29 protein-coding genes and 1 pseudogene are annotated in these 24915 nt (G+C 63.6%); 13 read left to right on the forward strand and 17 right to left on the reverse strand.

All coding sequences use genetic code 11. The annotated features are described in order from the left end of the window. Positions 1–87: 87 nt before the first annotated feature. The 3 genes from KUF55_RS18915 to KUF55_RS17930 form a co-directional block, all read right to left on the reverse strand. Entirely contained in the window at positions 88–540 is a 453-nt protein-coding gene (locus KUF55_RS18915; RefSeq protein WP_255557167.1) for a PrpF domain-containing protein, read from the reverse strand. 18 nt (positions 541–558) lie between these two features. After that, complete coding sequence (locus KUF55_RS18920) at positions 559–699, reverse strand: PrpF domain-containing protein (protein ID WP_255557168.1); 141 nt, start codon at positions 697–699, stop codon at positions 559–561. A gap of 224 nt (positions 700–923) precedes the next feature. Continuing rightward, positions 924–1904, reverse strand: a complete 981-nt coding sequence (locus KUF55_RS17930; RefSeq protein WP_218817541.1) for an alpha/beta fold hydrolase — start codon at positions 1902–1904, stop codon at positions 924–926. 224 nt (positions 1905–2128) lie between these two features. On the opposite strand from KUF55_RS17930, the gene KUF55_RS17935 reads away from it, so the two are divergent. From KUF55_RS17935 to KUF55_RS17945, 3 genes are all read left to right on the forward strand, one after another. Then, the gene (locus tag KUF55_RS17935) at positions 2129–2716 is read left to right on the forward strand and encodes a TetR/AcrR family transcriptional regulator (protein ID WP_218817542.1); all 588 of its coding nucleotides are present in this window, start codon (positions 2129–2131) and stop codon (positions 2714–2716) included. Between the two features lie 234 nt (positions 2717–2950). Then, entirely contained in the window at positions 2951–4609 is a 1659-nt protein-coding gene (locus KUF55_RS17940; RefSeq protein ID WP_218817543.1) for an AMP-binding protein, read from the forward strand. Further along, complete coding sequence (locus KUF55_RS17945) at positions 4602–5303, forward strand: enoyl-CoA hydratase/isomerase family protein (RefSeq protein ID WP_218817544.1); 702 nt, start codon at positions 4602–4604, stop codon at positions 5301–5303. The genes KUF55_RS17940 and KUF55_RS17945 overlap by 8 nt, the downstream gene beginning before the upstream one ends. Positions 5304–5466: 163 nt before the next feature. On the opposite strand, the gene KUF55_RS17950 is transcribed toward KUF55_RS17945, so the two are convergent. Continuing rightward, positions 5467–7023 carry an FAD-dependent oxidoreductase gene (locus tag KUF55_RS17950; protein ID WP_218817545.1) on the reverse strand — a complete coding sequence of 519 codons (1557 nt, stop codon included), beginning with the start codon at positions 7021–7023 and terminating at the stop codon, positions 5467–5469. Between the two features lie 338 nt (positions 7024–7361). On the opposite strand from KUF55_RS17950, the gene KUF55_RS17955 reads away from it, so the two are divergent. Together KUF55_RS17955 and KUF55_RS17960 are read left to right on the forward strand one after the other, a co-directional pair. Beyond that, positions 7362–8315: a hypothetical protein gene (locus tag KUF55_RS17955; RefSeq protein ID WP_218817546.1), complete on the forward strand. Its 954-nt coding sequence runs from the start codon at positions 7362–7364 to the stop codon at positions 8313–8315. After that, on the forward strand, positions 8315–8605 hold the full coding sequence (locus tag KUF55_RS17960) for a hypothetical protein (protein WP_218817547.1): 291 nt from the start codon (positions 8315–8317) through the stop codon (positions 8603–8605). Before KUF55_RS17955 ends, KUF55_RS17960 begins: the two co-directional genes overlap by 1 nt. 152 nt (positions 8606–8757) lie before the next feature. Here the strand turns inward: KUF55_RS17960 and KUF55_RS17965 are convergent, their stop codons facing one another. Together KUF55_RS17965 and KUF55_RS17970 are read right to left on the reverse strand one after the other, a co-directional pair. Continuing rightward, entirely contained in the window at positions 8758–9813 is a 1056-nt protein-coding gene (locus tag KUF55_RS17965; RefSeq protein ID WP_218817548.1) for a ferredoxin--NADP reductase, read from the reverse strand. Continuing rightward, a complete protein-coding gene (locus tag KUF55_RS17970; RefSeq protein ID WP_218817549.1) occupies positions 9810–10712 on the reverse strand; it encodes an alpha/beta fold hydrolase in 903 nt (300 codons plus the stop codon). The genes KUF55_RS17965 and KUF55_RS17970 overlap by 4 nt, the downstream gene beginning before the upstream one ends. 230 nt (positions 10713–10942) lie before the next feature. Here KUF55_RS17970 and KUF55_RS17975 point away from each other — a divergent pair, with 230 nt between their 5' ends. The 3 genes from KUF55_RS17975 (at position 10943) to KUF55_RS17985 (ending at position 13436) form a co-directional block, all read left to right on the forward strand. After that, positions 10943–12127: an acyl-CoA dehydrogenase family protein gene (locus KUF55_RS17975; protein ID WP_218817550.1), complete on the forward strand. Its 1185-nt coding sequence runs from the start codon at positions 10943–10945 to the stop codon at positions 12125–12127. 31 nt (positions 12128–12158) lie between these two features. Then, on the forward strand, positions 12159–12368 hold the full coding sequence (locus KUF55_RS17980; protein WP_218817551.1) for a hypothetical protein: 210 nt from the start codon (positions 12159–12161) through the stop codon (positions 12366–12368). Between the two features lie 138 nt (positions 12369–12506). Next, the gene (locus KUF55_RS17985) at positions 12507–13436 is read left to right on the forward strand and encodes a VOC family protein (RefSeq protein ID WP_218817552.1); all 930 of its coding nucleotides are present in this window, start codon (positions 12507–12509) and stop codon (positions 13434–13436) included. Between the two features lie 320 nt (positions 13437–13756). Here KUF55_RS17985 and KUF55_RS19110 read toward each other — a convergent pair whose 3' ends face one another. From KUF55_RS19110 to KUF55_RS18005, 4 genes are all read right to left on the reverse strand, one after another. Further along, the gene (locus tag KUF55_RS19110; protein ID WP_218817553.1) at positions 13757–13888 is read right to left on the reverse strand and encodes a group II intron maturase-specific domain-containing protein; all 132 of its coding nucleotides are present in this window, start codon (positions 13886–13888) and stop codon (positions 13757–13759) included. 103 nt (positions 13889–13991) lie between these two features. Then, entirely contained in the window at positions 13992–14219 is a 228-nt protein-coding gene (locus KUF55_RS17995) for a transposase (RefSeq protein WP_218818861.1), read from the reverse strand. Positions 14220–14628: 409 nt separating this feature from the next. Further along, positions 14629–15120 carry a transposase gene (locus tag KUF55_RS19115; protein ID WP_218817554.1) on the reverse strand — a complete coding sequence of 164 codons (492 nt, stop codon included), beginning with the start codon at positions 15118–15120 and terminating at the stop codon, positions 14629–14631. Then, the gene (locus KUF55_RS18005) at positions 15074–15394 is read right to left on the reverse strand and encodes a hypothetical protein (protein ID WP_218817555.1); all 321 of its coding nucleotides are present in this window, start codon (positions 15392–15394) and stop codon (positions 15074–15076) included. Before KUF55_RS18005 ends, KUF55_RS19115 begins: the two co-directional genes overlap by 47 nt. A gap of 81 nt (positions 15395–15475) precedes the next feature. Between KUF55_RS18005 and KUF55_RS18010 the strand changes: the two genes are divergently transcribed. Both KUF55_RS18010 and KUF55_RS18015 read left to right on the forward strand, forming a co-directional pair. Beyond that, positions 15476–16291 carry an SDR family NAD(P)-dependent oxidoreductase gene (locus KUF55_RS18010; RefSeq protein ID WP_218817556.1) on the forward strand — a complete coding sequence of 272 codons (816 nt, stop codon included), beginning with the start codon at positions 15476–15478 and terminating at the stop codon, positions 16289–16291. A gap of 18 nt (positions 16292–16309) precedes the next feature. After that, a complete protein-coding gene (locus tag KUF55_RS18015; RefSeq protein ID WP_218817557.1) occupies positions 16310–17221 on the forward strand; it encodes an NAD(P)-dependent oxidoreductase in 912 nt (303 codons plus the stop codon). 132 nt (positions 17222–17353) lie between these two features. Here KUF55_RS18015 and KUF55_RS18925 read toward each other — a convergent pair whose 3' ends face one another. From KUF55_RS18925 to KUF55_RS18025, 3 genes and pseudogenes are all read right to left on the reverse strand, one after another. Next, a complete protein-coding gene (locus tag KUF55_RS18925) occupies positions 17354–17566 on the reverse strand; it encodes a hypothetical protein (RefSeq protein WP_255557486.1) in 213 nt (70 codons plus the stop codon). A 60-nt stretch (positions 17567–17626) separates the two neighbouring features. Next, positions 17627–18016 (reverse strand): hypothetical protein, encoded by a 390-nt coding sequence (locus tag KUF55_RS18930; RefSeq protein WP_255557170.1) that lies wholly within the window; start codon positions 18014–18016, stop codon positions 17627–17629. A gap of 45 nt (positions 18017–18061) precedes the next feature. Then, a pseudogene (locus KUF55_RS18025) lies at positions 18062–18841 on the reverse strand (rhamnose isomerase); the annotation flags it as partial. Between KUF55_RS18025 and KUF55_RS18030 the strand changes: the two are divergent. Beyond that, complete coding sequence (locus KUF55_RS18030; RefSeq protein WP_218817558.1) at positions 18792–19028, forward strand: substrate-binding domain-containing protein; 237 nt, start codon at positions 18792–18794, stop codon at positions 19026–19028. The pseudogene KUF55_RS18025 and the gene KUF55_RS18030 sit on opposite strands and share 50 nt — an antisense overlap. A 35-nt stretch (positions 19029–19063) precedes the next feature. Here KUF55_RS18030 and KUF55_RS18035 read toward each other — a convergent pair whose 3' ends face one another. Beyond that, on the reverse strand, positions 19064–19684 hold the full coding sequence (locus tag KUF55_RS18035; RefSeq protein WP_218817559.1) for a GNAT family N-acetyltransferase: 621 nt from the start codon (positions 19682–19684) through the stop codon (positions 19064–19066). 222 nt (positions 19685–19906) lie between these two features. Between KUF55_RS18035 and KUF55_RS19120 the strand changes: the two genes are divergently transcribed. Both KUF55_RS19120 and KUF55_RS18040 read left to right on the forward strand, forming a co-directional pair. Further along, positions 19907–20410 carry a helix-turn-helix domain-containing protein gene (locus KUF55_RS19120; protein WP_370630928.1) on the forward strand — a complete coding sequence of 168 codons (504 nt, stop codon included), beginning with the start codon at positions 19907–19909 and terminating at the stop codon, positions 20408–20410. Between the two features lie 2 nt (positions 20411–20412). Further along, positions 20413–21111 (forward strand): maleylpyruvate isomerase family mycothiol-dependent enzyme, encoded by a 699-nt coding sequence (locus tag KUF55_RS18040; protein WP_218817560.1) that lies wholly within the window; start codon positions 20413–20415, stop codon positions 21109–21111. 70 nt (positions 21112–21181) lie between these two features. Here KUF55_RS18040 and KUF55_RS18045 read toward each other — a convergent pair whose 3' ends face one another. The 3 genes from KUF55_RS18045 to aceB are packed head-to-tail and all read right to left on the reverse strand — an operon-like array spanning position 21182 to position 24913. Next, entirely contained in the window at positions 21182–22018 is an 837-nt protein-coding gene (locus KUF55_RS18045; RefSeq protein WP_218817561.1) for a bifunctional allantoicase/(S)-ureidoglycine aminohydrolase, read from the reverse strand. Beyond that, entirely contained in the window at positions 22011–23288 is a 1278-nt protein-coding gene (locus KUF55_RS18050) for an aldolase (protein ID WP_218817562.1), read from the reverse strand. The genes KUF55_RS18045 and KUF55_RS18050 overlap by 8 nt, the downstream gene beginning before the upstream one ends. Further along, entirely contained in the window at positions 23285–24913 is a 1629-nt protein-coding gene (aceB, locus tag KUF55_RS18055; RefSeq protein ID WP_218817563.1) for a malate synthase A, read from the reverse strand. Before aceB ends, KUF55_RS18050 begins: the two co-directional genes overlap by 4 nt. Positions 24914–24915 lie beyond the last annotated feature (2 nt).

The following is a 24915-nucleotide window of genomic DNA, read 5'->3' on the forward strand; positions in this document are numbered from 1 at the left end:
TCAGCAGATCCACATCCTCGGTAGGGCTCAGCGACCCATCCAGCAGCTTGGCGGGTGCCGGAGCTGCGACCAGCACGATCTCGGGGATCACAGCGCCGCCCCCGCGGCTGTTGCACACAGCCTCATGGCGACCGCCCCGGCCCGGCGGAGCTTCTCCAGCAACACCAATGCCGCCTTGTCGGCGTCGATCTGCTCCGGGCTTTCGGTGCACTGAAACCCCAGCGACGCAGCCTCGATGACCACCATCGGCAGCGCGGCGTCAACCAGGCTTACCGGGTAGTCCCGCTCGTCGACACTGAGCACATCTACCGGGTCGCCGGTGGGCAGCAGCCCCGCACTGCGACTTCCGGCCGGATCCGGATAGCTCAGTTCAATGGGTGCGGCGGTGCCGTGCACTCCGGGCAGCGACAGCTCGCCTGAACTGCGGCCTGCCCGTCGCGTACCTCCAGCCTCACCTGCACGATCTTTGAGGGTTCGTGTTGAATAGTGTGAAGCGCTGCGGTCCGCCTGAAGCTTCCAGCAGCCCGGATTCAAGGGCAAAGGGCACCACCCGGAGGACTAATTACCGCAGTTTCCGGCATAGTCGACCGTCGCGGAATCGACCGCAACCTGTCCAAAGGTATAGTCCAGATCCACTGCCTCGCGCTGCGAACGGGCAACCACCATGACCTTGGACAGCGAGGAGATCCCGCCGCCCATCCCGTCCAGCTGGCGACCATAGCGGTCCGGGGGAGCCCAGTGCCTCGGCGAAGATCCGGTCCCAAGCGGAGCGATCCTCCGGGAGCCGGTACTCGTTGAAAAACAGCCCCATACTCGTTCCGCCGCGGACGAATGCCGCCTCAATCCACTGCACTCAGACTCCTCATGGCATCACTCGCGGACCGCGCTGCGGCCCCTGTGGCAATTCTAGGTGCGTCGCACCGTTAGCCACGGACCCGGTCCAGCTCGTGCAGGAACTCAAGGAACTTCACGCTGACTTCGGCGGCGCGCTCCATGGCGATCAGGTAGCCGCCGCCGGGCACACTCTGCACCGAACGCACGTCCTCATGGTGGGCGGCGAGCTGAGCTCGGATACCTTCGCCGTACTGATCGGCCAGCTGCAGGTCGGTCTCCGAGCCCAGGAAGTAGTACGGGACGGTGGTGCTTCCGGCTCCGCGGGCGTTGCGGTATTCCCAATTCAGGTCCGCCACCCGGTACCAGTTGATGCCGCCACCGAAGCCACCGCGGGCAAAGTCGCTGACGTAGGCTTCCAGCTCCCACTCGGTCAGCCAGGACCACGGCAGAGCCGGCGGCTGAGGCAGCGCCTCGCGGTACGCGGTTCCCGGCGTGTTGGCGTACACCGCGGCAAAATCCCCGTCGGTGGACAGGGTATGGAAGATCTTGGAGATAATGTCGCGCGGGTGGGCGTCATAGTCGGCGCGGGCCCCGTGCGGGTCCGCATGGTAGTAGGCCATGTGGTTGAAGCTTTTCTTGCCGCGCTCGAGCTCGGTCTGCGAGGGAAGTGCGTCGTAGTGCGGCAGCCCGGCGTATTGCAGGCCGATCAGCGCGCGCACCCGCTCCGGGTGTTCGACGGCCAGGTCATAGGCGGCAAACATGCCGTAGTCGATCCCGGAAAACACGGCTTGCTCCTCCCCCAGGTGATCGAGCAGGGCACACAGATCGGCGCTGATCACATCGGCGCGGTAGGCCGACAGTTCCTCGGGGGCCTCGGACTGACCCATGCCCCGCAGGTCCGGGGCAACCACCCGGTAGCCGGCCTCTGCCAGTGCGGTCAATTGGTGCCGCCAGCTGAACCAGGTGTGCGGGAAGCCGTGCAGCAGGACCACCAGCGGACCCTGGCCTTCTTCCACATAGTGCATCCGAAGATCGTTGATCCGGGCGTAATGGTGGGTCCAGTTCCTCATGGCGGCTCCTTTGGAAAAGTCAACGGCGGCGGTATTCTCAAACCGCCCACCATTACATCCCGGTACTACCGTCGCTCGGGCGTTATATCCCGGTGGACGGGATGTTCCGCCGCCAAGAACGAGCGCTTGGTTTGTTGCTAGGATGGAATTCGACTTTGTCGCGCCCCCGCGCGGCGCAAGAGCCAGCAAATTCTGCAACTCCACCCTCTGCGAAAGAGCGATTAATGGCCGACAAGACCGCACCCACCCGCCGGACTGTCATTCTCGACAATGCTGCCCGGCTCTTTGCCCAGCAGGGCATCGGCGGCACCTCGGTGCGCGAGATCTCGGCCTCCGTGGGAATGCTTTCGGGCAGCCTGTACCACCATTTCGCATCCAAGGATGAGATGGTCGAGGAAGTCCTCACCGAGTTCCTCGAGGAACTGCAGGGACGCTACCGCGGCGTCACCGAATCCGGCGCCCAACCACGCGAAGCGTTGAACCAGCTGATCCGCATCACCTTGGAGATCATCCGCGATTATCCGTACGCCACGCAGATCTACCAGAACGAGGTCGCGTACATTCAGAAGCTGCCCAAGTCGACCGGTGCCCGCGCGATCAGCAGCGACATCGCCAAGTTGTGGGTTGAGGTTATTGAGCTGGGCATCGAGAGCGGGATATTCAAGAAGGACCTGGATGCGAACGTCGCCCACCGCCTGATGCGCGACTCGCTATGGCTGACCGCCCGCTGGTTCACCCCGTCCAAGAAGTACACGCTGGATCAGCTGACGGCCGACTGCAGCGCGCTGTTCCTCGACGGGATCATGGCCTAGGTTTTCCCCTCTGACCATCGCCCGCTTCACCGGTTCACTCCATTCACATCCCCTTGCCACTCCCGCCCACCGGGACCACACAAAAACTGCGTTCCCATCCTCAGTAGCCTCAACACATTTCCCCCGCGCATGCTTTACGCAGCCTGGCCGGGGTGAAGTTTGAGCTGGATCACGCCAGAAAGAGCGTCCCAACAGTTGAGGACGGTGCTGCGAGAAGACAAGGGAGCCACGTGCATGCAGAGCCATGAGCATCCGCAAACCATCCCCGCTCTGGTGGCCTACGCCGCCGAGCATTTCACCGATCGGGAAGCATTGGTCGATGGACCAGTGCGCCTGAGTTTCGCCCAGCTGGCCGAGCAGGTGCACCAGTGCGCTGCCGGCTTGATCGCCAGCGGCGTGAAGCATGGGGACAAAGTCGCCATCTGGGCGCCGAACACCGCCCGCTGGGTCATTGCCGCGCTGGCCGCAACCAGCGTTGGAGCCGCCATGGTTCCGTTGAATTCGCGCTACCGCGGCATCGAAGCACACCAGATCCTTTCCCGGGCGGAGGCCCGGGTTTTGTTCGTTGCCGAAGGATTCTTGGACACCTCTTACACCCGACTGCTCGTCGACGGTGCCGCGCAGCTTGGCTACGGCGATGAAGCCCATGTGGTTCCTGGACTGCCCAAGCTCAGATCCATCATCAGCCTGCCGGTCAATGCTTCCGATGGCGCACAGCTGTACGGAGCGGCGCTCCCGGTGACGAGCTGGGACGACTTCATCGCCTCGGGCCTGGGCATCGACCCGGCGCTTGTCACCGAACGCGCCGAGCAGGTGGGCGCGGACGACATCGCGGACGTCATCTTCACCTCGGGCACCACCGGACGGAGCAAGGGTGTCATCTCGGCGCACCGCCAGTCCCTGGGGGTCAGCTACGCGTGGGCCGGACACGCCCAAATGGGGCCGGATGACCGCTACCTCGTGGTCAGTCCGTTCTCCCACACCTTCGGCTACAAGGTCGGTATCCTGGTGTGCCTGGCCACCGGCGCGGCGATCTACCCGATGCCGACCTTCGACCTGGATGAAGCCGTGCGCCTGCTGCGCGAGGAGAAAATCAGCGTGCTCCCCGGAGCGCCAACCATCCATCAGTCGATCCTTGACCACCCGAAGTTCCCGGCGGCCGCGGAAATGAACTGGCGCCTGGCAGTGCTTGGCTCCGCCATGGTTCCGGACCGCCTGCTTGAACGCTTGCGCACTGAAGCCCAGGTTCAGCAGTTGACCACCGCCTACGGACTGAGTGAAGCCGTGGTTGTCACGATGTGCCGCCCCGGCGACAGCGCCCACACCGTCACCAGCACCTCAGGGCGGCCCACCGCAGGCTTCGAGGTACGCATTGTTGACACCAGCGGCGCCAGCGTCCCCTCCGGCACTCCCGGAGAAATCCTGGTCCGTGGCGAGAACCTCATGCTCGGTTACCTCGATGACCCGCAGGCAACCAACAACGCCATCGACGCCAATGGCTGGCTGCACACCGGGGACATGGGAAAGCTGAACGAGGCCGGCTACCTGAGCATCGTTGACCGCATCAAGGACATGTTCACCGTGGGCGGGTTCAACGTGTACCCGGCAGAGGTTGAAAACACCATCGGATCCCTGTACGGCGTTTCGGCCTGCGCAGTGCTCTCCCGGCCAGATGATCGCATGGGCGAGGTGGCGCACGCGGTGGTAGAGGTGCTGACGGACTCGCACCTTTCGGAGCAAGATGTCATCGCCCACTGCCGGAAGTGGCTGGCCAACTACAAGGTGCCGCGTTCAGTGGAAATCACCCACCAACTGCCGCGCAACGCTGCCGGTAAGATCCTGAAGCGCAACCTGCGCCCGCTGGCAACAACCACTGCGGGTGCACATGCCTAGCCTGCGACTTGCTGGAAATACCGCCATCTTGGACCTGGGCGAGAGCGAAAACCGCCAGGGCGTTGGCTGGATCCAACGGGTCAACGACCTGCTGGACGAGGCGCTCGCCGGACCCGCCACCGCCCTGGTCACCACTGGCTCAGGAAAGTTCTATTCCAACGGGCTGGATGTTTTAGAAGCCGACGGTCCGATCGAGCTGGACCCCGAGTACGTCAGGCTCCTACAGGAGCTGTACCGGCGCCTATTGGTGCTGCCCATGCCCACCGTGGCGGCCGTCAACGGTCACGCGTTCGGCGGCGGGGCGCTGCTGGCCATGGCACACGACTACAGGGTGATGCGCACCGAACGCGGATTCTTCTGCTTTCCGGAGGTGAACATCGGCATTGCCTTCACCCCGGGAATGGCTGCCCTGGTGCAGGCAAAGCTCACCGCAGCGCAGGCCCGCGACGCGATGCTCACCGCGCAGCACTTCGGCGGGGAGCAGGCGGTCGAGGCCGGACTGGTGGATGACGCGGTAGCCTCCGAGCAGCTGCTCGAACGCGCGGTCGAGCTGGCATCCGCCAACCTGCCGCGGCACCCACGCACCCTAGGCACGGTCAAGGAAATCATGTACGCCGATGCGGTGACCGCCCTAGCGCTGCCGCACCGCCCGGCCGGCGTGCTGGACGAGGCACGCGCAGGGCACAGTAGCTAGTCCTCCGCAGCACGCAAGGGGGGCGCGCATCCCGCATGGATGCGCGCCCCTTGCGTGCTGCGGAGGGAAAATCGGCCTTAACCACCTCTGGCCGGGTCGGTAGGCACACCGTGGTGCACCTACCGCCCCCGGGGCTTTCACGGAGGAATGCTGCCGGTTGGTCCTAGCCGACCTGCGCTTTCAGCGGTGCCTTCAGGGTCTGCGCCGCACGGTAGGCGAAGACCATGCCCGAACCCAACGGGGTGCCGGGGCCCGGGTAGAAGCCGCCGGAGAACGAGGCGCTGGTATTTCCCACCGCGTACAGGCCCGGAACCGGGGTGCCGTCCTCGCGCAGCACACGCGCGTCCACGTCGGTGCGCAGGCCGCCCTTGGTGCCCAGGTCGCTGAGCACCATGCGCGCTGCGTAGTACGGTGGCTGGTCGATCGCAATCAGGGTCGGGCCCGGACCATAGGCCGGGTCGGCGAAGAACTGGTCATACGGGTTCTCGCCGCGGTGGAAGTCCTCATCCACGCCAGTGACGGTGAAGCCGTTGAACCGCTCGATGCTTGCCTTCAGGGCGTCGACCGGCAGCTCTGTGGCTTGGGACAGCTCTTCGAGCGTATCCGCCTTGACCCAGGTGCCAGCCTCCAGATGCTCTTGCGGGGAGGTGTTGTACGGACGCATGATGCCCGGCAGCTCGCCGCCGAAGCGCGAATCAAAAATGAACCAGGACGGGATGCGCTCCGGCGCTGCGGCCAGCACGCGGCCCATCTGGTCGTAAGGCAGGCACTCGTTGGCAAAGCGCTGGCCGTTGGTATCAAGCCACACACCTCCGCGGAACCCCAGTGCAAAGGCAGTGTTTCCCCGTGGTTGCACGGCACCCGGGCACCACCAGGCTTCGTTGAGCATCTCCACGGCGCCGCCGGCTTTCTGGCCAGCCAGGATGCCGGTGCCAACGTTTGCACCGGCCGGAGCCATGGTCCACGCCGCGGAGCCCGGCGCTTGGTTCTCGGTGCGCCATTCCTGGTTCGCCTCGAAACCGCCGGCTCCAAGGATCACGCCCTCGGTGGCGCGGACGCGGCGGGTACCCTCGGAGTCCTTCACGATCACTCCGGTCACCCGGCCGTCTTCGGTGATCAGGTCGATCAGTTCGGTTTCCAGACGAATGGTGCCGTTGCCAGTGTTGGTCAGCGCCAGCAGCAGCCGGCCGATCAGCGCCTGGCCGGCGGTCAGCGGGCCATCAGGGTGAGGCTGGTTGTAGCGGTCGTATTCAACCACCGGACGCACCAGATCGGCCAGGTCGCCGATTTCCTCGCGCGGCAGATCCACCGGCATCATCGAGCGGCCCAGCGGCTTGCTCTCGGGGCCGGTGAAGTAGTCGGGGAATGAGGTCCAGTAGAACTCGATGGCCGGATCCCGCTCGAAGAAGGCAACCAGTTCCGGGGCGGTATCGACGAATGCCTCACGGCGTTCGATCTCATGATCACCCATGACGGAGGCAAGGTAGGCCTTGGCCGACTCGGTTGAATCCTCGACCTCGGCGCGCTGCTGCACCTGGGTTCCCGGCAGCCAGCAGGAGGCGCCGGCATAGGCCGAAGCACCGCCCAGGAGGTCGGTCTTCTCAACGAGCAGGGCCTTCAGGCCCCGCGAAGCCGCGCTATAGGCGCCCGCCATGGCCGCAGCGCCGGAACCGACGACCACAACGTCGTACTCGTCGTCCCAAACCTGATTGTTGGACATAGTTTCTCCTTTGTCGTCCACATGAGTGTGTGCGCTAGACAATCAGACCCGGAGAGGTGGTGAACGTCTCATCCCACCCAGCAGGACAACCGTGGACAACCGCCCGCACAAAACTTCTGTGACATCCCACACACCGGGATCTACCGGTTACCAGGGTGAACTTTATGGCTAGATATAGGTTTACGGGTTCACCGGAACCCGGTCCTTGGGGAGCGGCTTCAGGACGGGCTTGACGAAGGAATGGGATGCACATGGTTCGGGTCAATCCAGAGCCAAAGGACCGGCATACGCCTCATGCTTCCCCGCCGCGTTTCGCGCGCGGGTGGCACTGCCTGGGCATGTCCCACAGCTTCAACGCCGCCGACGCCCACAGCCTGCAGGCATTCGGCCGGCGGCTGCTGGTGAAGGCGGACCCCGACGCTTCACCGCGGGTGCTGCTGGGCGAGCCCGGCCAACAGCGCGAACTGCCCGCACTTGAACAGGACGGTCTGCTGTTCGTTTGGCATGACCCGCAGGAAAATCCCCCGCCGGAGCAGCTGGCCATCCCCCGCATCACCGGGCCCGACGCGGCCAACTGCGCCGAGGGCCCGGGCTGGTCAAACTGGTCGTGGACGGAAACGGTCCTCACGGCCCACACCGGGCAGGTCATGGAGCACCTGGTGCGCTTGGCCAACTCGACCCACGTCACAGACGGTGAACCGCTGTACTTCAAGAACGTCTTCGAGGGGCATCGGGCCGCCCAGTATTTCGAAGGGCCACTGCATCACAGCTACCAGCCGCAGGATCCGGCACCGCAGGGGGCGAAGATCCTCTTGGCAAACTCCGTGGCAAGCTACTTCGGTCCCGCGGTGATGATTTCCCAGCTGGACTACGTCATGGAAGACCGCAGCCTTGACGCAGTGGTGCTCACTGCGCACTACCCGATCGACGAGCACCACCTGGTGCTGATGACCGGGGTGCTGGTGCGCACCGAACAGCCCGCGGACCCGGAGCTCAAGGCCGTCGCCGCGCGGCACGCCACGCAGATCCTGCGGTCCATCACCGGTGCCGTGCACGCACAACTGCGAGGTGGCCAGGACGAGGACTCGCGGAAGACCCCCGGAGCCGACAGCCCAGTCGCGGCGCTGCGGCGCTGGTACGGTCAGTTCTTTGTCGATACAGGCGACGTCGATTCCGGGATGACCGACCGGTTCGAATACGAGGTGGATACCACCATGCCCATGGAGCTGTGGACCCGGTCCTCGGCACGAAACCTGATCCTCCGCAGAGTCAACGGAAAGCAGCTGGCGTAATGTCGAATCGTGAACGAGATGAGCGCACCGAAACCCTGGGCACCCAAACCGGCATGCAGCCGGTGCGCTGCACCGAATGCCTAGCCAAGGTGCTGGTGCGCAAGTCCGCGTGGGCCCAAACCAGTGTCAAGTGGACCGCCCAGGCGCTGGACCTGTGCCGTGAGCGGCCTGCGGTCGCCGAAAGCAACCTGCCGCGCGACCAGTATGTGGGGTGCGAAACCCTGCGCGCGGTGATCCGTGATGCAACCGCTCAGGGCAACCTGGAGCTTGTAGATCAGGCCGTGTCTTAGCGCCGTCGCACCCACGCTCTTCCACAGCCTTCGGGACCGTACCCACAAGGTACGGTCCCGAATTTTGTGCTGCGGCACCGAGCCTCAGCCGCCGGAAGCCAAACGCGGTTAGATGGCAAATGCCCGCCGTGCGGCGGGCATTTGCCATTGGCCTATCCCTCGTAGGAGATCTTCACGTGCGGACTCACTGCCGTGGCCTGGCAGGCCAGGATCAGGCCTTCTTCCAGGTCTTGGTCTTCGAGCACCTCGTTGCGTTCCATCTCGACCTTGCCCTCCAGCAGGATGCAGGTGCAGGCGCTGCACGCCCCCTCGCGGCAGGAAAAGGGCGCGTCGATGCCTGCGTTGAGCAGCACGTCGAGCAGCTTGTTTCCGGCGGGCCAGGCTAAGTTGCTGGTATTTCCGTCGAGCTCCACTTCGATGGTGGCCGTTTCACCGTCCGCTTCGTGAATCAGCGGTTTCATAGGTGCGAATGGATCCGCATCTAACGAAGTAAAGCGTTCAATGTGGATGCGCTCGGGAGCGGTCCCCACCTTCTCCAGCGCCTTCTCGATGCAGTCCATGAACGGGCCCGGGCCGCAGATGAAGGCCTCGCGCTGCGCGTAGGGCTGAGCCAGGGCTGCCATCGCTGCCAGATCAGGGATGCCCTGCACGGTCTCCAACCAGTGGATCACGTGCAGGCGCCCGGGGTAGGCCTTGGTCAGCGCCACCAGTTCATCTTTGAAGATCACCGACTGCTCGTCGCGGTTGGCGTAGATCAGTGTCACGATGCCGCTGCCCGCGATCAGCGCGGATTTCAGGATAGACATCACCGGGGTCACTCCGCTGCCCGCTGCGAACAGCAGGAAGTCGGTGTCCAACGTGGTCGGCACGAAGGTTCCGGCCGGCTTGAGCACCTCCAGCACGTGCCCGGCTTCCACGTTGTCGCAGATCCAGTTCGAGGCATACCCGTCGCGCGTGCGCTTGATGGTGACCTTAAGCTGCTCGTCCTGTTCAGGTGAGCTGCACAGTGAATAACAGCGGGCCGCGTCATGGTCCCGGTCACTGGGGATGCGCAGGGTCAGGAACTGACCCGGGCGGTAGCGGAAACTTTCCGACTGTTCGGAGGCCGGCTCAAGCACCAGGGTATGCGCATCTGCGGTTTCCCGGATTACTTCAACTACTCGGGTTTGCAGCGCGGTGATCCGTGGGCTGCTGACGGTGCTGGTCATGACACGTTCTCCTCACGGTTCAGGAATTCAACGACGACGCTTTCAAAGGCCTGCTTCTGCTCGATCATGGCCCAGTGCCCACACCGGGGAAACACATGCAGTTCCACGTCGGGAATGGTGCGCATCGGGATCAGCGCGGCGTCCATTGGCGTGACCCGGTCATCGCGGCCCCACAGGATCAGCGTCTTCGCCTTGACCTTATGCAACATTGCCCAGGCCGGGGGGACATCGGATTCTGCTTGTGCGGCAATCATGGCCTTCATCGCTGCGGCGCTGTACATCTTGCGGGCGCTCGCCAGGGTTCCAGGTTCGGTGGCCAGAGCCCAGCGCTTTTCAATCAGCTCTTCGGTCACGGTTTCTTCGTCGTAAACCATTGAGTGAAGCCACTGGATGAGACGTTCGCGGGTGGGGTCCTCGGTGAAGGCAACCAACAGATTGATTCCCTCGGCGGGGAACGGGGCGAAGGTATTCAGGCCCAGTCCGCCCACAGTCACCAGACGGCGCACGCGCTCGGGATGACTCATGGAGAACAGTGTTCCGACCATGCCGCCCATGGAGTTGCCGATGATGTCGACCGTCTCGAGGCCCAACCCGTCGAGCAGGTCGATCACGGCCTGGGCCCCTGCAGGCATGGGGTGCAGGTCTGTGGGGTCACTGATTCCGAAACCCGGGAATTCCACCACATAGCAGCGGAAATGCTTGGCAAAGGCCGGCAATACAGCACCGAAGTTCTGCCATCCGCTGACGCCCGGCCCCGAACCATGCAGGAACACCAGGGGACTGCCCTCGCCGGCTTCCCAGTAGCGCAGCGTTCCCTGCTCGGTGGGCAATTCACGCAGGATTGCGTCGGTGCCGGCTAGAGGCGTTCCGCCCGGCAAACTCCGAAGTTCCGTAGTCATCTGATGGGCTCCTCGTTCTGCGGATACAAATGGTCTTTGGTGTACCTTATGGCCGCACAGCACCCAGCTTGGCGCGGATCCCGATGACCGGGATGCCCGCGCTCAACCGATTTATCCCCCTGGGAAACAGCAATCCCGATGGCTGAGACATAGGTCACGTTGGATCCGTTCATTGCCTAGGTTTTAGCCAGCAGCAGAGTTTTTGGGCGTGATTAGGAAGCGAGAAGTCCATGACGACAACCACCGTGAGCGATGTCCTCACCACCCGTGCCGATGAGCTCCGCTCATTGGCTTCCGTCAATGAAGAACTGGGCAAGCTCAGCGATGAAACCGTGCAGATCCTGCGTGAGAGCGGCGTTATGAAGCTGCTGGCACCGGTCGAGTACGGCGGCACCCGCGCCCACCCTGTGGAATTCGCCGAAACCGTCATGAAGATCGCAAGCCTGGACGGCTCAGCCGGCTGGGTTGCCGGAGTGGTCGGCGTGCACCCATGGGAGCTGGAGCTCATGTCGCCGAAGCTGCAGGAGGAAATCTGGGGCGAAGACGAAGACACCTGGGTTTCCTCGCCATACGCACCTATGGGCACCGCATCTCCAGTTGAGGGCGGCTACCGCTTCACCGGCCACTGGCAGTTCTCCACCGGCACCGACCACTCGGAGTGGGTCATCCTCGGCGCCTTCCTAGGCGATTCGGAGGGCAAGCCGGTTCAGCCACCGCGCTTCCTTCACGTGGTTGTTCCGCGCAAGGACTACACCATCGTGGAGGACTCCTGGGAGGTCGTGGGGCTGAAGGGCACCGGCAGCAAGGACGTCATCATCGATGACGTTTTCGTTCCCGAATACCGCGCCATCGACCAGGCCGAGCTGTTCGCCGGCGAGACGGCCCGCAAGGCAGGGAAGACCGAGCCCATTCACCGCCTGCCGTTCTACAGCATCTTCCCGGTTGGACTGACCGCAGCTGTCATCGGAATCGCCGAGGGAGCGCTGCAGGCCCACCTCGACTACCAGCGCGAACGCGTACAGATCAACGGATTCAAGTCAGTCGAAGACCCATACACGATGTACGCGGTCAGCGAGGCCGCCGGTGAAATCAGCGCTTCGCGCGACACCCTGCTGGCCAGCATCAGCCGCCTCTACGACACGGTGGCCGCCGGCGGAGAAATCAGCCTCGAGCAGCGCGCGGTTGCCCGCCGCACCCAGATCCAGGCCGCATGGCGTGCGACCAACGCCATCGACGCGATCCTTTCGCGCTCGGGCGGCAACGGACTGCGCCTGCACAACCCGGTCCAACGTTTCTGGCGCGACGCCCACATGGGCCTGGCTCATGCGATCCATGTCCCGGGCCCGAGCTACCACGCCGCGATCATGACCGAGGTAGGCGTCGAACCACCAGCGAATCTCGCCGCCGCCGTCTAGCCGCCCGATACGGAACCGAAAGGAGAATCCCATGGCACGTCAAACCGAATGGAAGAAGCTCGCGGGCAAACGGGTGGAACTACGCAAGGACGGAGTGGTGGTGCGCACCGGCTTCGTCAAGGATGTTCTAGATTCCTCCGATGTCCTCTGGCTGGAAGCCGAACATTTTAGGCAGCGCACCATGATCGACAAGAGTATGGGATTCACCATTTGTCCGATGCAAGATCCTTCGTTGAACTGACGGCCTTTTGGCCATCCACTCCGGAACCGGCGGGGCACCGGCCGCACGTTAGATCACTTCCACCGGTTCCGATCTTCTAGGCCACCCGGCCTGGCCCGCACCGCATTTCACCGACACTAGCTATAAGTGAGGAAGACAATGACTCATATCCGTGGACTTGGATATCTCAAGGTTCAGACCCAGCACATTGCCCGCTGGCGAGAACTGACCGTCGAGGCCCTGGGCTTCGCCGAAACCGTTGGCCCAAACCCTGACGGACTGTACCTGCGCATGGATGAGCGCGAAGCCCGCCTGATCGTTATTCCGGGCGACGTTGACCAGGTCGTTGCCGTTGGCTGGGAGGTCCGCGACCAGTTCGCACTGGCCTCCGTGGCCAAGGACGTCGAGGCCGCAGGCATCACCGTCACATGGTTGACGGAAGAGGAAAATGACGAGCGTGGCCTGGAGCAGGTCATCACGTTCACCGATCCAGCCGGCCACCCGGTTGAAATCTTCTTCGGCCCGCGTCTGGACCACACCCCGTTGAAAACCGGTTACGCCCAGAAGTTCATCACCGGTGCGCAGGGCATGGGACACGTGGTGTTGCCGACCACCGAGATGGAGCAGACCACCTCCTTCTACACCGAGGTGTTGGGCTTCCTGCCCCGCGGCGCCGTCCGCCTGGGTCCACAACGCCCAGCAACCCGCTTCCGCTTCTATGGCTGCAACGAACGTCACCACTCGCTGGCTATGGGACCGGCCCCGCACGGGGAGGCACCGGGCTTGGTCCACCTCATGGTCGAGGTCGAGGATCTGGACACCGTTGGCCGTGCCTACGACAAGGTTCGCCAGATGGACTTCAACATCACTGCGTCCCTGGGCCGCCACACCAACGACCACATGGTTTCCTTTTACGTCCGGGCACCGGGCGGTTGGGACATCGAGTACGGCACGGACGGCTTGCTGGTTGACGAGGCCTACTACACCTCGGAAGAAATCACCGCCGAAAGCTACTGGGGCCATTCCCATGAGGGCGCCGAACCGTTGGCCGCATTCGTACCACCGGTAGAGGTAACCGCGGGCGTATAGTCCCCCGAATCGAACGGAGAAAAAGTCCGTTGCGATCGAGTATGCGGGAGCGTTCAGCTCCCGCATACTCGCACCACCACCACCGCCGCATGCGGCGGTTCGCTAGGTCTTTTGAAACCTACCCCCAGGCGCGGCGACAGAATGGCGAGCGATGTCTTCCGAGCAGGCAGTTGGCAAGACCCAATTAGGACGGTGGACGACTGGAGATTTCGTAATCCCCAATAGGCACGACGGGTCATGCCCCATTCGTGGTCTTTTTCCCGCGACATGCCCGCACGGTGCAGATTCACCACCCGCGTCCACCGATTTTTCCATTCCTTTCAACGGATTTGCCGCATCCGTCGCCTGAACCACCCATCAAGGCCGGAGTACTTTCTGGGCGTCTGCGACAGCCTGAAATAGTCCATCCATCCTCGAATGTATTGGTTCAGCTTTTGAACGCTGTAGTCCATGGATACACTCCACTTCCCCTAAATCAGAAAACGAATTGTGGTTGCACCACCTGGAATGGTGGAGTCTCTCAACACCGTGCGGTCCAGTAGTTTGATTATGTGGCTATGTGTTGGGGAAGCAAGAAACCCATTTCCCCACTGTGCCATTTACCTGCTGGTCCAGGGTCATCAACTCGGTCATGGAGCACTCCGAAAGGTAGCGTCGGTCCCCGGCTTTCCATTCGTCATGCTGTTCCACCAGGGCCGGGCCGCCAGGCGCAGCAGGACCATTGGGTTCGCGAAGATGCCTACCATTGTTTCGTCTTTTGATTTTCTTGTTGACCCGTTCCAGGGGATTTGTGGACCATTTCTTGCGCCAGTATTAACGCCCATGAAGAAGTGCCCACTGACGGCCATTGGTTCATGGCCGTATGCGGGCTCGGCCGTGGCCGCCGGCGGGCAGCCACTTCGCGGCTGCGGGCGAGGAAGCACCCGTAGGAGTTGTTCTGCGCCCGGAGGCTAAACGTCATCACCGGAGACGTGGAAGGTGACTGCGGATCGCGCGTGACGAAGAGTCCAGCCTCATTGAGATTCGTTGCTATACCGGGCGAGAACGGGTGCTGCGGGACGATCCGGCAGCACCGAGATGGGGCGTGCCCAGCAGTCGGCAGGGAAGGTCCGCAGGTCTGCGGGGCCGTGAGAAGTGCGATCGACCGGAACCCTTGATTCGTGCGTTTTGTCTGGTCGCCGGCGGGCAGCTCTCATGACCATTCCGAGCGAATCGACTGGCTGCATGCTGGCCGCCACTGGCCACTTTCCCCTGGCCACCAACACGCCAGTGACGTGGCAGGAACTGGGTGAAAACCAGCACGCCCCCGCGGGCACCCGAAACATCCCCAGACCTTGGGGTGCGAGGAGGCGAACAACTTGATGACCTTCCGGGTACTGCTGCTGGACCTGTTGTGCCGCGGGCAGGCTGAAGGCGGTGCGGACAAGGGAGACGACACTTTCTTGGGAGCCCGGCACGTGGTGAGCACGTTGCGCATGAAATGTCTGCGGAAGCGTTGCCGTGCGGCGCCCTGGAACGCGGTGGCGATGGACCTTTTCAAGCACATGTGGGCATCGGAGGTCGCCAGATCCACCCCGCCCAGCCCGCGGGTCTTCGAGAAGCGCAGGAACACTATCCCGAGGGCCTCGTTCACGCAGTCACTGAGGTCGAAGCCCAGCACCTGCCGCTGTCCGTCGCCCGCCACCTCCGAAGATCACCAGCACCGATTGGGAGACCACACACTGGTTTAGCCGCGCCAGGAGGTAGCTGGCGTACGGGTACTCCAGGGCGGACAGATCTCTGGCGCGGAAGTTAGAGACCTCGTGGTGCAGATCCTCGAGATCTCGAAATTCAGATCTCGGTGTCGGAGCCCAGTGCTGCACGAAGCGTACGCCGTAAGCAACGACTGGCTGGCAGGCCAGCGCGACGGCAGCATTGGAAGCTGCCGTCTGCTGACCCCGCTGGTCGTACGTGCCCACGTCCGGTTTTCATCGAGCAATAATTCCTACTCATCGGGACCTCGACAAAGGACCTCCAACTATGCGTGTTGTAATCGGACCATGATACGTAGTTCGGTTTTCACGCCCGGGGCTCTGCTCACCGGCCGTCGGGCCCTCGTCACCGGCGGTGCCTCGGGCATCGGCGCAGCCATTGCCCGCGCATTCGCCGCACACGGCGCACACGTCCTCGTCACCGATCTATACTTCGGTAATCCACTCGACTTCGATCCGGGCTCGGACGGGACGATCACCACACTTGAGCACGATGTCCGCACTGACAGCCCTGACCCGCTCCTCGAACATCGGCCCGACATCCTCGTCAACAACGTCGGTCACTACCTGTGCCCCCCGCGACCCTTCACGGACAACGCCCCCGACCTATGGGCGGAGCTACACGAGATTAATCTCGGTCACGTGCTGCGTTTGACCCACGCGGTCCTGCCAGGTATGAACGAGCGTGGCCGCGGCGGCTCGATCGTCAATCTCACCACCGTCGAGGCGCACCGGGCCATGCCTGGCCATACCATCTACTCCGCCTACAAGGCCGCCCTCATGCAGTTCACTCGCTCGCTCGCCGCCGAGGTCGGTCCGTCAGGGATCCGCGTGAACGCCCTCGCCCCGGATCTGATCGAAACCGTCCAGGTTCCTTACACCGATCTCGTGCCCGAAAGGGACCTGCCGCTGTGGCCGAGCTGGTCACCTCTCGGCGGTCCCGGGCAACCCGAAGATGTCGCTGGCGCGGCTCTCTTCCTCGCTTCTGACCTGTCCCGCTTCGTCACCGGCGGCACCATTCACGTCGACGGCGGAACGCACGGCGCCGGCGGCTGGGTACCCCGCGCGTCCGGCGGCTGGACCAACCGTCCTCGTAACCCCTGATCTAAAAGGAACATTACTATGAAGATTTTGATTGTCGGTGGCACCGGCATGATCGGCGCCCACACCGCACTGCACCTGCGCGATCAGGGTAACGACGTCACCATCGCAGCGCGCGCCCAGATGACGGCCGAATCGCCGGTAGCCGATTTCCCAATATTGATCGGCGATTACACGCTTCCGTCCTTAACTCCCGAGCAACTATCGGGGTTCGACGGCATCGTCTTCGCGGCCGGCCAAGACGTGAGGCACAAGAATAGCAACGCGGATGATTCGCAGTTCTGGGAGAAGACCCAGTCCGGTGGCGTCCCGCGTTTTGCGGCACTGGCAAAACAGGCGGGCGTTCCCCGGTTCGTTCAGGTAGGCAGCTACTACCATCACCTCCGTCCCGACCTGGCAGTCGGCAACCCATACATTACGGCCCGGCAGGCTGCTGATGAGGGGGCGCGGGCACTCGCGGACGACTCGTTCATAGTCTCGACCCTCAATCCACCGTCCATCATCGGGGTCGTGCCGGGGGCATCGGTGAATCGGTATCGGCGAATGGTCTCGTGGGCCGCGGGCAACGAGCTGGATATCCCCGACTTTGCCCCCGTTGGGGGGACCAACTACATGTCAGCTCGATCGTTAGCGGAAGCGGTTTGGGGTGCGCTTCGCAGCGCAAAAACGGGGTCGGCCTACCTGGTTGGCGACCAGAACCTCCGCTACCGCGAGTTCTTCCAGATGCTCGTCGACGCCGCAGGTTCTTCCCGTATGATCGAAGAGCGCAACGAAGAGCACCCACTGTTACCGGACAATGCCATCATTCAGGGCCGCGGCAATGCGCTTTCTTACGAGCCGGACGCGGAGAATCTGTGCTTGCTCAGTTATACGCGCAATGACTGTGCTCGTGCAGTCCAGGAACTCGTCGATACCGTGCGTGCTGCTGGCTAAAACTCAGCACTCCTGGATGAATAAGTCTTAAGCGGCGCCGAGCCTCTTTTTATCTGCTCCCAACCGGTTGGACCGGGTGATCAGATCTTGCACTGTTGTTGATGTCATGGTTCTCTCCAGCTAAAAAGTGTTTTACGCGTCGGCCAGGGCACGGGGCGTGCCATAGCGCTCGGCTTCGATGTCCTCCAGGGACTTGCCCGCGGTGTCCGGGGCCCAGATGGTGCCGATGAGCAGCGCAGCGACCTGCAGGCCGAAGATGATCAGCCCGAACTTCTCCAGGCCGATGCCGGTGAGCATCACCGGGAAGACCAGCGAGAACAGGCCGACCATGACCCGGGCGAGCATGAACAGCACGCCCTGGGAGCTGGCCCGGAATTTGGTGGCGAAGAGTTCCGCGGCCCACAGTCAGTAGAACGCCTGAGCACCGAGGCCCGCCGAGACGCCCCTGGCAATGGCGAAGAAGAACAGCGCGAACGGGCCAGGGGGCGCGAAGATCAGTCGGCTTCCGGTGACTCCCAGCGGTTCCACGAGGACTGCCAGTGCGAATCCGATGGCCGGGCCGATCGACCAGGCCAGTTGTGCGGCACCGAAGGCATTGGCCGACACCGCGGCGATGACCCCGACGAGCGCGGCATCAAAGCCGAAGGCGTTCTGCCAGAGCGTGAGGCTGGTGACCAGCGCGATGATCGCCCCGGCCTCCGTGTAGTTGGACATGGCCACGGTGGCTTTCCAGCCGCTGATAGTGCGTGGAGCCTTGACTGGTTTCGTCGTAGTGGTGGCCAAGGACTCAGGCACCCCGTCCGGCTTGTACGCGCCGACGCGTGCGGCCTCGATGCCCGCCTAGTAGCCGGAGGCGCGGAACGCTGCTTCCGAGTCCGCTGGGAGGCCGCGGGAGGCACGCCACTGCGCCAATTCCGCGCGCACATCGGTGCAGAACGCGTCCATGAACACCGCGTTGGCGGCCAGCACGTCGCCGGAACGCTGCGCGGTGACCAACGCGTCGTGATCAACCAGCAGGGCGCGGGCATACATTTCCTGCACGTTGAGCACCCAGCGGATCTGGCCCTGGATCTTGTTCTCGACGTTGTGGCGCTGGTCAAGCATGAAGGTGATCTCGGTGTCGGCGTCCAGGCCATCGCCGCGGATCACCTCTAACATGGTGCGGAAGAGCTGGAACGGATCCGCGGATCCCACAATCAGGTCGTCGTCCGCGTAGAAGCGCGAGTTGAAGTCGAAAGATCCCAGCTTGCCCAGTCGCTGCAGCTACATCACGATGAATTCGACGTTGGTTCCCGGTGCGTGGTGCCCGGTGTCCAGGCAGACCTTGGCCCGGGTCTCCGAGGGCTGCTACCTGGGCGTAGGAGGTTCCCAGTCGGGAACATCGGTGTGGTAAACCGATGGCTCAAAGAACTTATACTCGAGCATCTAACGCTGATCGCCACTCAGGCGGGGGTAGATCTGTGCCAAGGACTCGGCCAAGCGGTCCTGCCGGCCACGCATGTCGGCCTGGCCCGGGTAGTTCGAGCCTTCGGCGAGCCAGATCTTCAAATCACGGGAACCGGTGGCATCCATGACGTCCACGCATTCGAGGGGGCGGTCCACGGCCTTGCGGCGCACCGCCGGGAATCAGCGGTGGTCCCCCCTGACCTCGGTTCGCCAACCTGCGGTCGAAATCGGACGTACCGCTGTTGAGGTACTGCTGCGCGAGGCCGGGTCCGGCGCGGTGCGCGAACAATTCGTCTTTGCCCCCAAGCTCGTTCAGCGCGCGTCATCAGCCATCAACCCTGCGATGCACCGCCCCGACTGATGATTCCCCCGCCTGTCCATAGGCAGGCCTCCGGCTCATCCCCGCGAAATCAACCATTCGAGCACCTCGGGTTCCAAGGTGCGATCGGCGAAAATGAGTCGTTGCACAGAACCAAGCCCTACTGCCGCCCGCGTTTTCTGCGAGGTTTCTCCCGTCCACAGCAGTCGCAGCCCGACCTTGGTTGCGACTCGGGCGGATGCGGGATTGGTTGATAACACCCGCGCGATGACGGGTACCTCTGTCCGTGTTTCCCCGGCTTTTGTTATGGCTCGGCGCGCCAGGTGGGTGGCAAAGCCGTGGCCCCAGCCGTCCGGATCCAGCCGGTAGCCAAGATTCCAGATGTTGGGCCCAGCCCCAGTTTTGAAGAGGTGCACTCCCCCGGTTCCCAGCACTTGGCCGGGCAGTAGGCCCGGGTAAGTCCCCGCGCTTCCCAGTCGGACTACCCAATGCGATAGTCCATGCTCTTGCCAACCGCGGCCAAACATCGCCAAGGTGGCCGTCACTTGCTCCGGATCGGTCACTCGCTCGCCCGGGATGTGAGCCCAGGTCCGGGGGTGGTTGGCTATGGCGAAAATTTCATCAAGATCACCTGGTTGAGGAACATCGAAGAGCAGGGGTCCGGACTGCTGTGTGCCGTGCGAAGTTTTAGAATCCATGATTCTCACAGTGTAAAGGCCGGACTTCCCCCGCCAGGGCTGCGCGGAATCCGGTGGCAGACTTCCGGAAAATCATCGATCTCTAGGAGAACGGTGTGACCCCGCAGTGCGCCTCAGGAGGCAGGATAGTGGCCGTCTTCCCACGACAAGTCGATAGCCGGAATATGGGGTGTAGTTCCATGCCAAGGCGCGAAAGAAGTTGGGCGGCTAATTGCCGATGCCATGGGTGAAGCACGCATCAGCCAGCGAGCCTTCGCAGATCAAACAAGCATCTCCCAATCCACTATTTTCAGGATCATTTCCGGGCAACGCACGGCAAAACTCCCTGAGATCATTCAGATTGTCTGGGCCACAGGATGGACAGTCGCCAAAATCAGGGGGCCTACGCCGTACCCGACCGGGTCCAGTGCGCCGCGCGGGCGATATTGCGAGACCGTTCGCCGTCGAGCTCTCCCAAGTGGTGCGGAACGTCGATGGTTCCAGGACGCATCGGGTGCACTTCGTGGCTTCTGGTCCGGCGGGCAGGATCGAGCCGTCCGATCTCCCGACGCTGCTCTGACAACGCGCAACTCCACGACCCGCGGTTCCGGCATACCCGCAGCCCGTCGGTGTTGTCGCTTGGCCAGCGGAAACCACCAGCGACCCAGATCGCATATGAGTCAATACTCGTTGCATATCTATTACTTCCCGGGACCGTTCGACCGCTGGCCATTGGGTAGGGTGTGACCATGATCAACTCAGCCCGCTTGCACTCGGACCTCTCCCGCCTCAGCCGCGAAACCGGCATGATGCTAGCCACCATCGATACGCTCTCCGACGCCGAAATGGCCGCCCCGTCGCTGTGCGAGGGGTGGAGCCGCGCGGATGTCATTGCGCACCTCGCGTCCAACGGCCGCACCCTGGTGAAGCTCATCGACTGGGCCACTTCCGGGGAGCCGCAGCAGCTTTATGCCTCCCCGGAGGCTCGCACCGAAGAGATCAACACGCTGGCGGCGTTGCCCCGCGAGGAACTCATCGCTCGTTTCCGCGAGGCCGCAGAATTCTTCGCCGAGCAATCCGATCGGCTCACCGGCGAGCTGGCGATCGAGGAGGTGGACCTGCACGGCAAGGTCATTCCCGCGACCTCCATCGTGGCGCTGCGCATCTCCGAGATCGTGGTTCACCACCATGATCTGGACACCGCATGGACCATTGCCGAAGCGGACCCGGACTCGCAGCTGAACGCCGTGGAGGCAGCCGTGCGCACCATGCGGGCCAAGAACGCCCCGGGCATGAGTATTGTCTCCGAGGAAGGCGATGAATGGGTCATCGGTGACGGATCGCTGAAGGTTCGCTCCGACCGCGAGGGCCTGATCGAATGGTTGGCCCGCGGCCAGGGCCGCTACATCGAGGCCGACGGGCCCTTGCCGGTCTTGCCCACCTGGTAAGCAAACAACGTCGGGCCCTACAAACGCATGGCGTTTGTAGGGCCCGACGGCTTTTAACGGATCAGCAGAACTACAATGCGATCTGGCGGTTCTGGTCCTTGTAGAGCAGGTAGCGGAAGTTCGATGGTCCGCCGGCGTAACAAGCCTGCGGACAGAACGCGCGCAGCGACATGTAGTCCCCTGCCTCGACCTCAACCCAGTCGGCGTTCAGGCGGTAGACCGCCTTGCCCTCGAGCACGTATAGGCCGTGCTCCATCACGTGGGTTTCCGCGAACGGGATCGAGGCGCCCGGTTCGAACGTCACGATATTCACGCCGAAGTCGAACGCCACGTCCTGGGGGTCGAGCATGCGCGTGGTGCGCCACTTACCCTCGGTCTCCGGCATGGCGCCGGGCTCGATGTCGCGCTCGTTGCCGACGACCGGCGCCGGTGCAGCAACACCCGCCAAGACCTCGTAGCGCTTGCGGATCCAGTGGAAGGTTGCCACCTCGACGCCGTTGTTGTGCGCCTGCCACTGCGTGCCGGCCGGGACGTAAGCGAAGCCGCCCTCTTCCAAGGTGTGGGCAGTGCCGTTGATGCTCACGCTCAAATGCCCGGAGACCACAAACAGGAAGGACTGAACCTCGGCCTGCGGCTCCGGGTGATCCGAGCCGCCACCCGGGGCGACCTCCACGATGGACTGGGCAAAGGTGGTTGAGCCGCCGGCGACCGGGCGGTTGAGCACCCAGGCGCGGGTGCCGGTCCACTCGGGGAAGACCGAGGTGACGATGTCGCGCAGCACCCCGCGCGGGATGACGGTGTACGCCTCGGTGACGATGGCGCGGTCGGTCAGCAGGTCGGTCTGCGGCGGATGCCCACCGTAGTTCGTGTAGTAGCTTGCATCGCCACGAGTCTGGATCTTAGACATTCGAGTCCTCCGTCTGTGTTGCTCGCGCCAGGGCGATTGATTCAAGGGTGGATAGGGATATTTCGGCCGTCGAGGTGATTTCCTCGGCGGTCAGTGCGCCACAGATCAGCCCGCGGCGGATGAAGTTGGCCAGCGCCTTCGCGGTTGCCGGTTCATCCATGATGGACGATTCGAAGCGGTGCACGTAATTGCGCAGGCGTGCCGCGGCGGCGGCAAAGCCTTCGCGGTAGAACGCGTAGGTCGCCAGGTAGCGGGTCGGCAGCTGGTTCTGATGTAGGTCCCAGCCTTGGTAGATCCCGCGTTCCAGGTGGCGGCGCACCAGGCGGGCGTGAAGCGCCCAGGCGGCCTGGATTTGTTCCGGTTCACCCAGCGGCAGGATGTTGGTCGAGCCGTCGGAAAGGTGGACGCCGGTGCCGGCGACGGCCACCTGCATGACGTTTTTGGCGTGGTCCGCTGCCGGATGCTCCATGGACTGATAGGCCGCCGCGATCCCCAGCGAGGCCGAGTAGTCGTAGGTGCCATAGTGCAGCGAGGAAATCCTGCCCTCGCCGACGTGCAATAGTGTGGCCGCCGGCACGGTTCCCTCATGGGAGAGGATCAGCTGCGGGGTTTCCATCTGCACCTCGAAGCGCAGGCGTCCAGCGGGTAGCGAATGCGCTGCCTCCAGCTGCTCGCAGACGAAGACCATGGCCTTGACCTGATCAACGGTGGTGACCTTCGGGAGGGTCAGCACCAGGCCGTCGGGCAGTTCACCGGCGCCGAGTAGGGTGGCGATGAACAGATCCAGCGTACGCAGCCCGCGGGACCGGGTGGGTGCCTCGAAACACTTAAAGCGGATACCGATAAATGGCGGGGCCAAACCCGTTGCCACGGCCTTGGTGACCTGTCCGGCCGCGGCAATGGCCGCTGCGTCCTCGGCCGCATCGCCGCGGTCCCCATAGCCGTCCTCGAAGTCCAGGCGCAGGTCCTCGATGGGCTCGCGTTCCAGCTTCGCGGCCACCAGCACGGCCAGTTCCTCCGGCCCCGCCAGCCCCAGCGTCTGGGCCAGGGCGGCGAGCCCGGCCACGCCGCCGGCAGCCTCAAGGGCAGCTTCGCCCCAGGCCGCGGGCAGCTCGGGGGTAAAACGGTCGGCCGGGACATAGACGGTATGGATGGGCTGGCGCGCACCGGAATCCCCGGGGTAACTCTTCGCCAGCAGTTCGTCGGTGGTTGCCAGTTGACGCTCGACCTGTTCTAGGGCTGCTGCGCTCAGCACGCCGCGCCCCGTCATTTTGTCGCCAGTTCGGTACTTAGCAGGCGGTAAGCCGGCAGCGTGAGGAAATCTTCAAAGTCCTCATCGCGCCCGGAGACCAGGCGGCCGATGAGCTCCGCGGCGGGCGCGTAGTAGGCGGCGAAGGATTGCTCGTCGTCGACCTCGGAACGCAACTTTTCGACCTGAACGGCCAAGGCCTCGGCAACAAGCTCGGCGGTGATGGTGTTGCCGGTGTCCGCGGCAACGACCTTATTGCGGATCTGCTGCCAGATCTGCGAACGCGAGATCTCTGCGGTGGCGGCATCCTCCATGAGGTTGTGGATGGCCACCGCACCATTGCCCGAGAGCCAGACCGCGGTGTAGGCGACAGCGACGTAGAGGTTGGCGTTAACTCCGGCCTCGGTGACCGAGCCCGGTGCCGAAGCAACATCGAGCAACTGCTCGGCGGTCACGTTGACCTCGGGGCGCTGTCGGTCCAGCTGGTTTGGCTTGGTGCCCAGCACGGAGTCGAAGACCTCGACGCAGATCGGGACCAGGTCCGGGTGGGCGACCCAGGAGCCGTCGAAGCCGTCGTTGGCCTCGCGGGTCTTATCCGCTCGGACCTTTGCGAAGGCGGCGGCGGTGACCTCGGGTTCGCGGCGGTTGGGGATGACGGCGGCCATGCCGCCCATGGCGAAGGCTCCGCGCTTGTGGCAGGTCTGGACCAAAAGTTCGGTGTAGGCGCGCATCATCGGGGCCGTCATGGCCACGTCGGCGCGATCGGGCATAACGAACTTTTCCCCTGCCTCGCGGAAGTACTTGATGATGGAGAAGAGGTAGTCCCAGCGGCCGGCGTTCAGGCCCGAGGCGTAGTCGCGCAGCTCGTAGAGCATCTCGTCCATCTGGAACGCCGCGGGAATGGTCTCGATGAGCATGGTGGCGCGCACCGTGCCGTGTTTGATGCCCAGTTCGGCCTCGGCGAAGGCGAATACGTCGTTCCACAAGCGGGATTCGAGGGCTGACTCCATTTTGGGCAGGTAGTAGAACGGTCCCTGGCCTGATTCGGAGAGTAGCTTCGCGTTGTGGAAGAAGTGCAGGCCGAAGTCGACCAACGCACCAATGGCCGGGGCGTCATTGATGAGCACGTTGGCCTCGGGCAGGTGCCAGCCGCGCGGGCGGACGACCACAGTGGCAAGAGGCGCGTCGGTGCGCAGGGTGTAGGTTTTGCCCTTGGCCGCATCCTCGAAGGACAGCGTGCCGGCCGCGGCAACGCTGAGGTTGGCCAGTGAATCGACCACGTTATACCAAGTCGGGGTCGAGGCGTCTTCTAGGTCGGCAAGCCAGACCTTGGCACCGGAGTTCAGCGCGTTGATGGCCATCTTGGCCGGGGAAGCCGGGCCGGTGATTTCCACGCGGCGGTCCCGCAGTGCGGCCGGTGCTGGCGCGACCTTCCAATCGCCGGCCCGGACGTCGGCGGTGGCCGCATCAAAATCTAGGGTCCCGGTTGTGGCGACCTTGGCCCGCGCGGTCGTGCGGGCTTCAAGGAGCTCATCGCGGGTTGCACCGAACTTCTGGTGTAACGCAAGAACGAAGGCAAGGGCCTCGGTGGAAAGGATTTCATCGGCCGTGGCAACTGCCGGGATGTGTGTCAGGGTGATGCTCATAA

It is taken from the genome of Paeniglutamicibacter sp. Y32M11 (assembly GCF_019285735.1).
GTDB lineage: Bacteria > Actinomycetota > Actinomycetes > Actinomycetales > Micrococcaceae > Paeniglutamicibacter.

Excerpts from the sequence above, each read along its gene's own strand:
- KUF55_RS18920 (WP_255557168.1), bottom strand. The coding sequence starts at position 699 with ATGGGCGGCGGGATCTCCTCGCTGTCCAAGGTCATGGTGGTTGCCCGT.
- KUF55_RS17930 (WP_218817541.1), bottom strand. The coding sequence starts at position 1,904 with ATGAGGAACTGGACCCACCATTACGCCCGGATCAACGATCTTCGGATG.
- KUF55_RS17935 (WP_218817542.1), top strand. The coding sequence starts at position 2,129 with ATGGCCGACAAGACCGCACCCACCCGCCGGACTGTCATTCTCGACAAT.
- KUF55_RS17940 (WP_218817543.1), top strand. The coding sequence starts at position 2,951 with ATGCAGAGCCATGAGCATCCGCAAACCATCCCCGCTCTGGTGGCCTAC.
- KUF55_RS17945 (WP_218817544.1), top strand. The coding sequence starts at position 4,602 with ATGCCTAGCCTGCGACTTGCTGGAAATACCGCCATCTTGGACCTGGGC.
- KUF55_RS17950 (WP_218817545.1), bottom strand. The coding sequence starts at position 7,023 with ATGTCCAACAATCAGGTTTGGGACGACGAGTACGACGTTGTGGTCGTC.
- KUF55_RS17955 (WP_218817546.1), top strand. The coding sequence starts at position 7,362 with ATGTCCCACAGCTTCAACGCCGCCGACGCCCACAGCCTGCAGGCATTC.
- KUF55_RS17960 (WP_218817547.1), top strand. The coding sequence starts at position 8,315 with ATGTCGAATCGTGAACGAGATGAGCGCACCGAAACCCTGGGCACCCAA.
- KUF55_RS17965 (WP_218817548.1), bottom strand. The coding sequence starts at position 9,813 with ATGACCAGCACCGTCAGCAGCCCACGGATCACCGCGCTGCAAACCCGA.
- KUF55_RS17970 (WP_218817549.1), bottom strand. The coding sequence starts at position 10,712 with ATGACTACGGAACTTCGGAGTTTGCCGGGCGGAACGCCTCTAGCCGGC.
- KUF55_RS17975 (WP_218817550.1), top strand. The coding sequence starts at position 10,943 with ATGACGACAACCACCGTGAGCGATGTCCTCACCACCCGTGCCGATGAG.
- KUF55_RS17980 (WP_218817551.1), top strand. The coding sequence starts at position 12,159 with ATGGCACGTCAAACCGAATGGAAGAAGCTCGCGGGCAAACGGGTGGAA.
- KUF55_RS17985 (WP_218817552.1), top strand. The coding sequence starts at position 12,507 with ATGACTCATATCCGTGGACTTGGATATCTCAAGGTTCAGACCCAGCAC.
- KUF55_RS19110 (WP_218817553.1), bottom strand. The coding sequence starts at position 13,888 with ATGGACTACAGCGTTCAAAAGCTGAACCAATACATTCGAGGATGGATG.
- KUF55_RS18010 (WP_218817556.1), top strand. The coding sequence starts at position 15,476 with ATGATACGTAGTTCGGTTTTCACGCCCGGGGCTCTGCTCACCGGCCGT.
- KUF55_RS18015 (WP_218817557.1), top strand. The coding sequence starts at position 16,310 with ATGAAGATTTTGATTGTCGGTGGCACCGGCATGATCGGCGCCCACACC.
- KUF55_RS18925 (WP_255557486.1), bottom strand. The coding sequence starts at position 17,566 with ATGCTCGCCCGGGTCATGGTCGGCCTGTTCTCGCTGGTCTTCCCGGTG.
- KUF55_RS18030 (WP_218817558.1), top strand. The coding sequence starts at position 18,792 with ATGACGTCCACGCATTCGAGGGGGCGGTCCACGGCCTTGCGGCGCACC.
- KUF55_RS18035 (WP_218817559.1), bottom strand. The coding sequence starts at position 19,684 with ATGGATTCTAAAACTTCGCACGGCACACAGCAGTCCGGACCCCTGCTC.
- KUF55_RS19120 (WP_370630928.1), top strand. The coding sequence starts at position 19,907 with ATGGGTGAAGCACGCATCAGCCAGCGAGCCTTCGCAGATCAAACAAGC.
- KUF55_RS18040 (WP_218817560.1), top strand. The coding sequence starts at position 20,413 with ATGATCAACTCAGCCCGCTTGCACTCGGACCTCTCCCGCCTCAGCCGC.
- KUF55_RS18045 (WP_218817561.1), bottom strand. The coding sequence starts at position 22,018 with ATGTCTAAGATCCAGACTCGTGGCGATGCAAGCTACTACACGAACTAC.
- KUF55_RS18050 (WP_218817562.1), bottom strand. The coding sequence starts at position 23,288 with ATGACGGGGCGCGGCGTGCTGAGCGCAGCAGCCCTAGAACAGGTCGAG.
- aceB (WP_218817563.1), bottom strand. The coding sequence starts at position 24,913 with ATGAGCATCACCCTGACACACATCCCGGCAGTTGCCACGGCCGATGAA.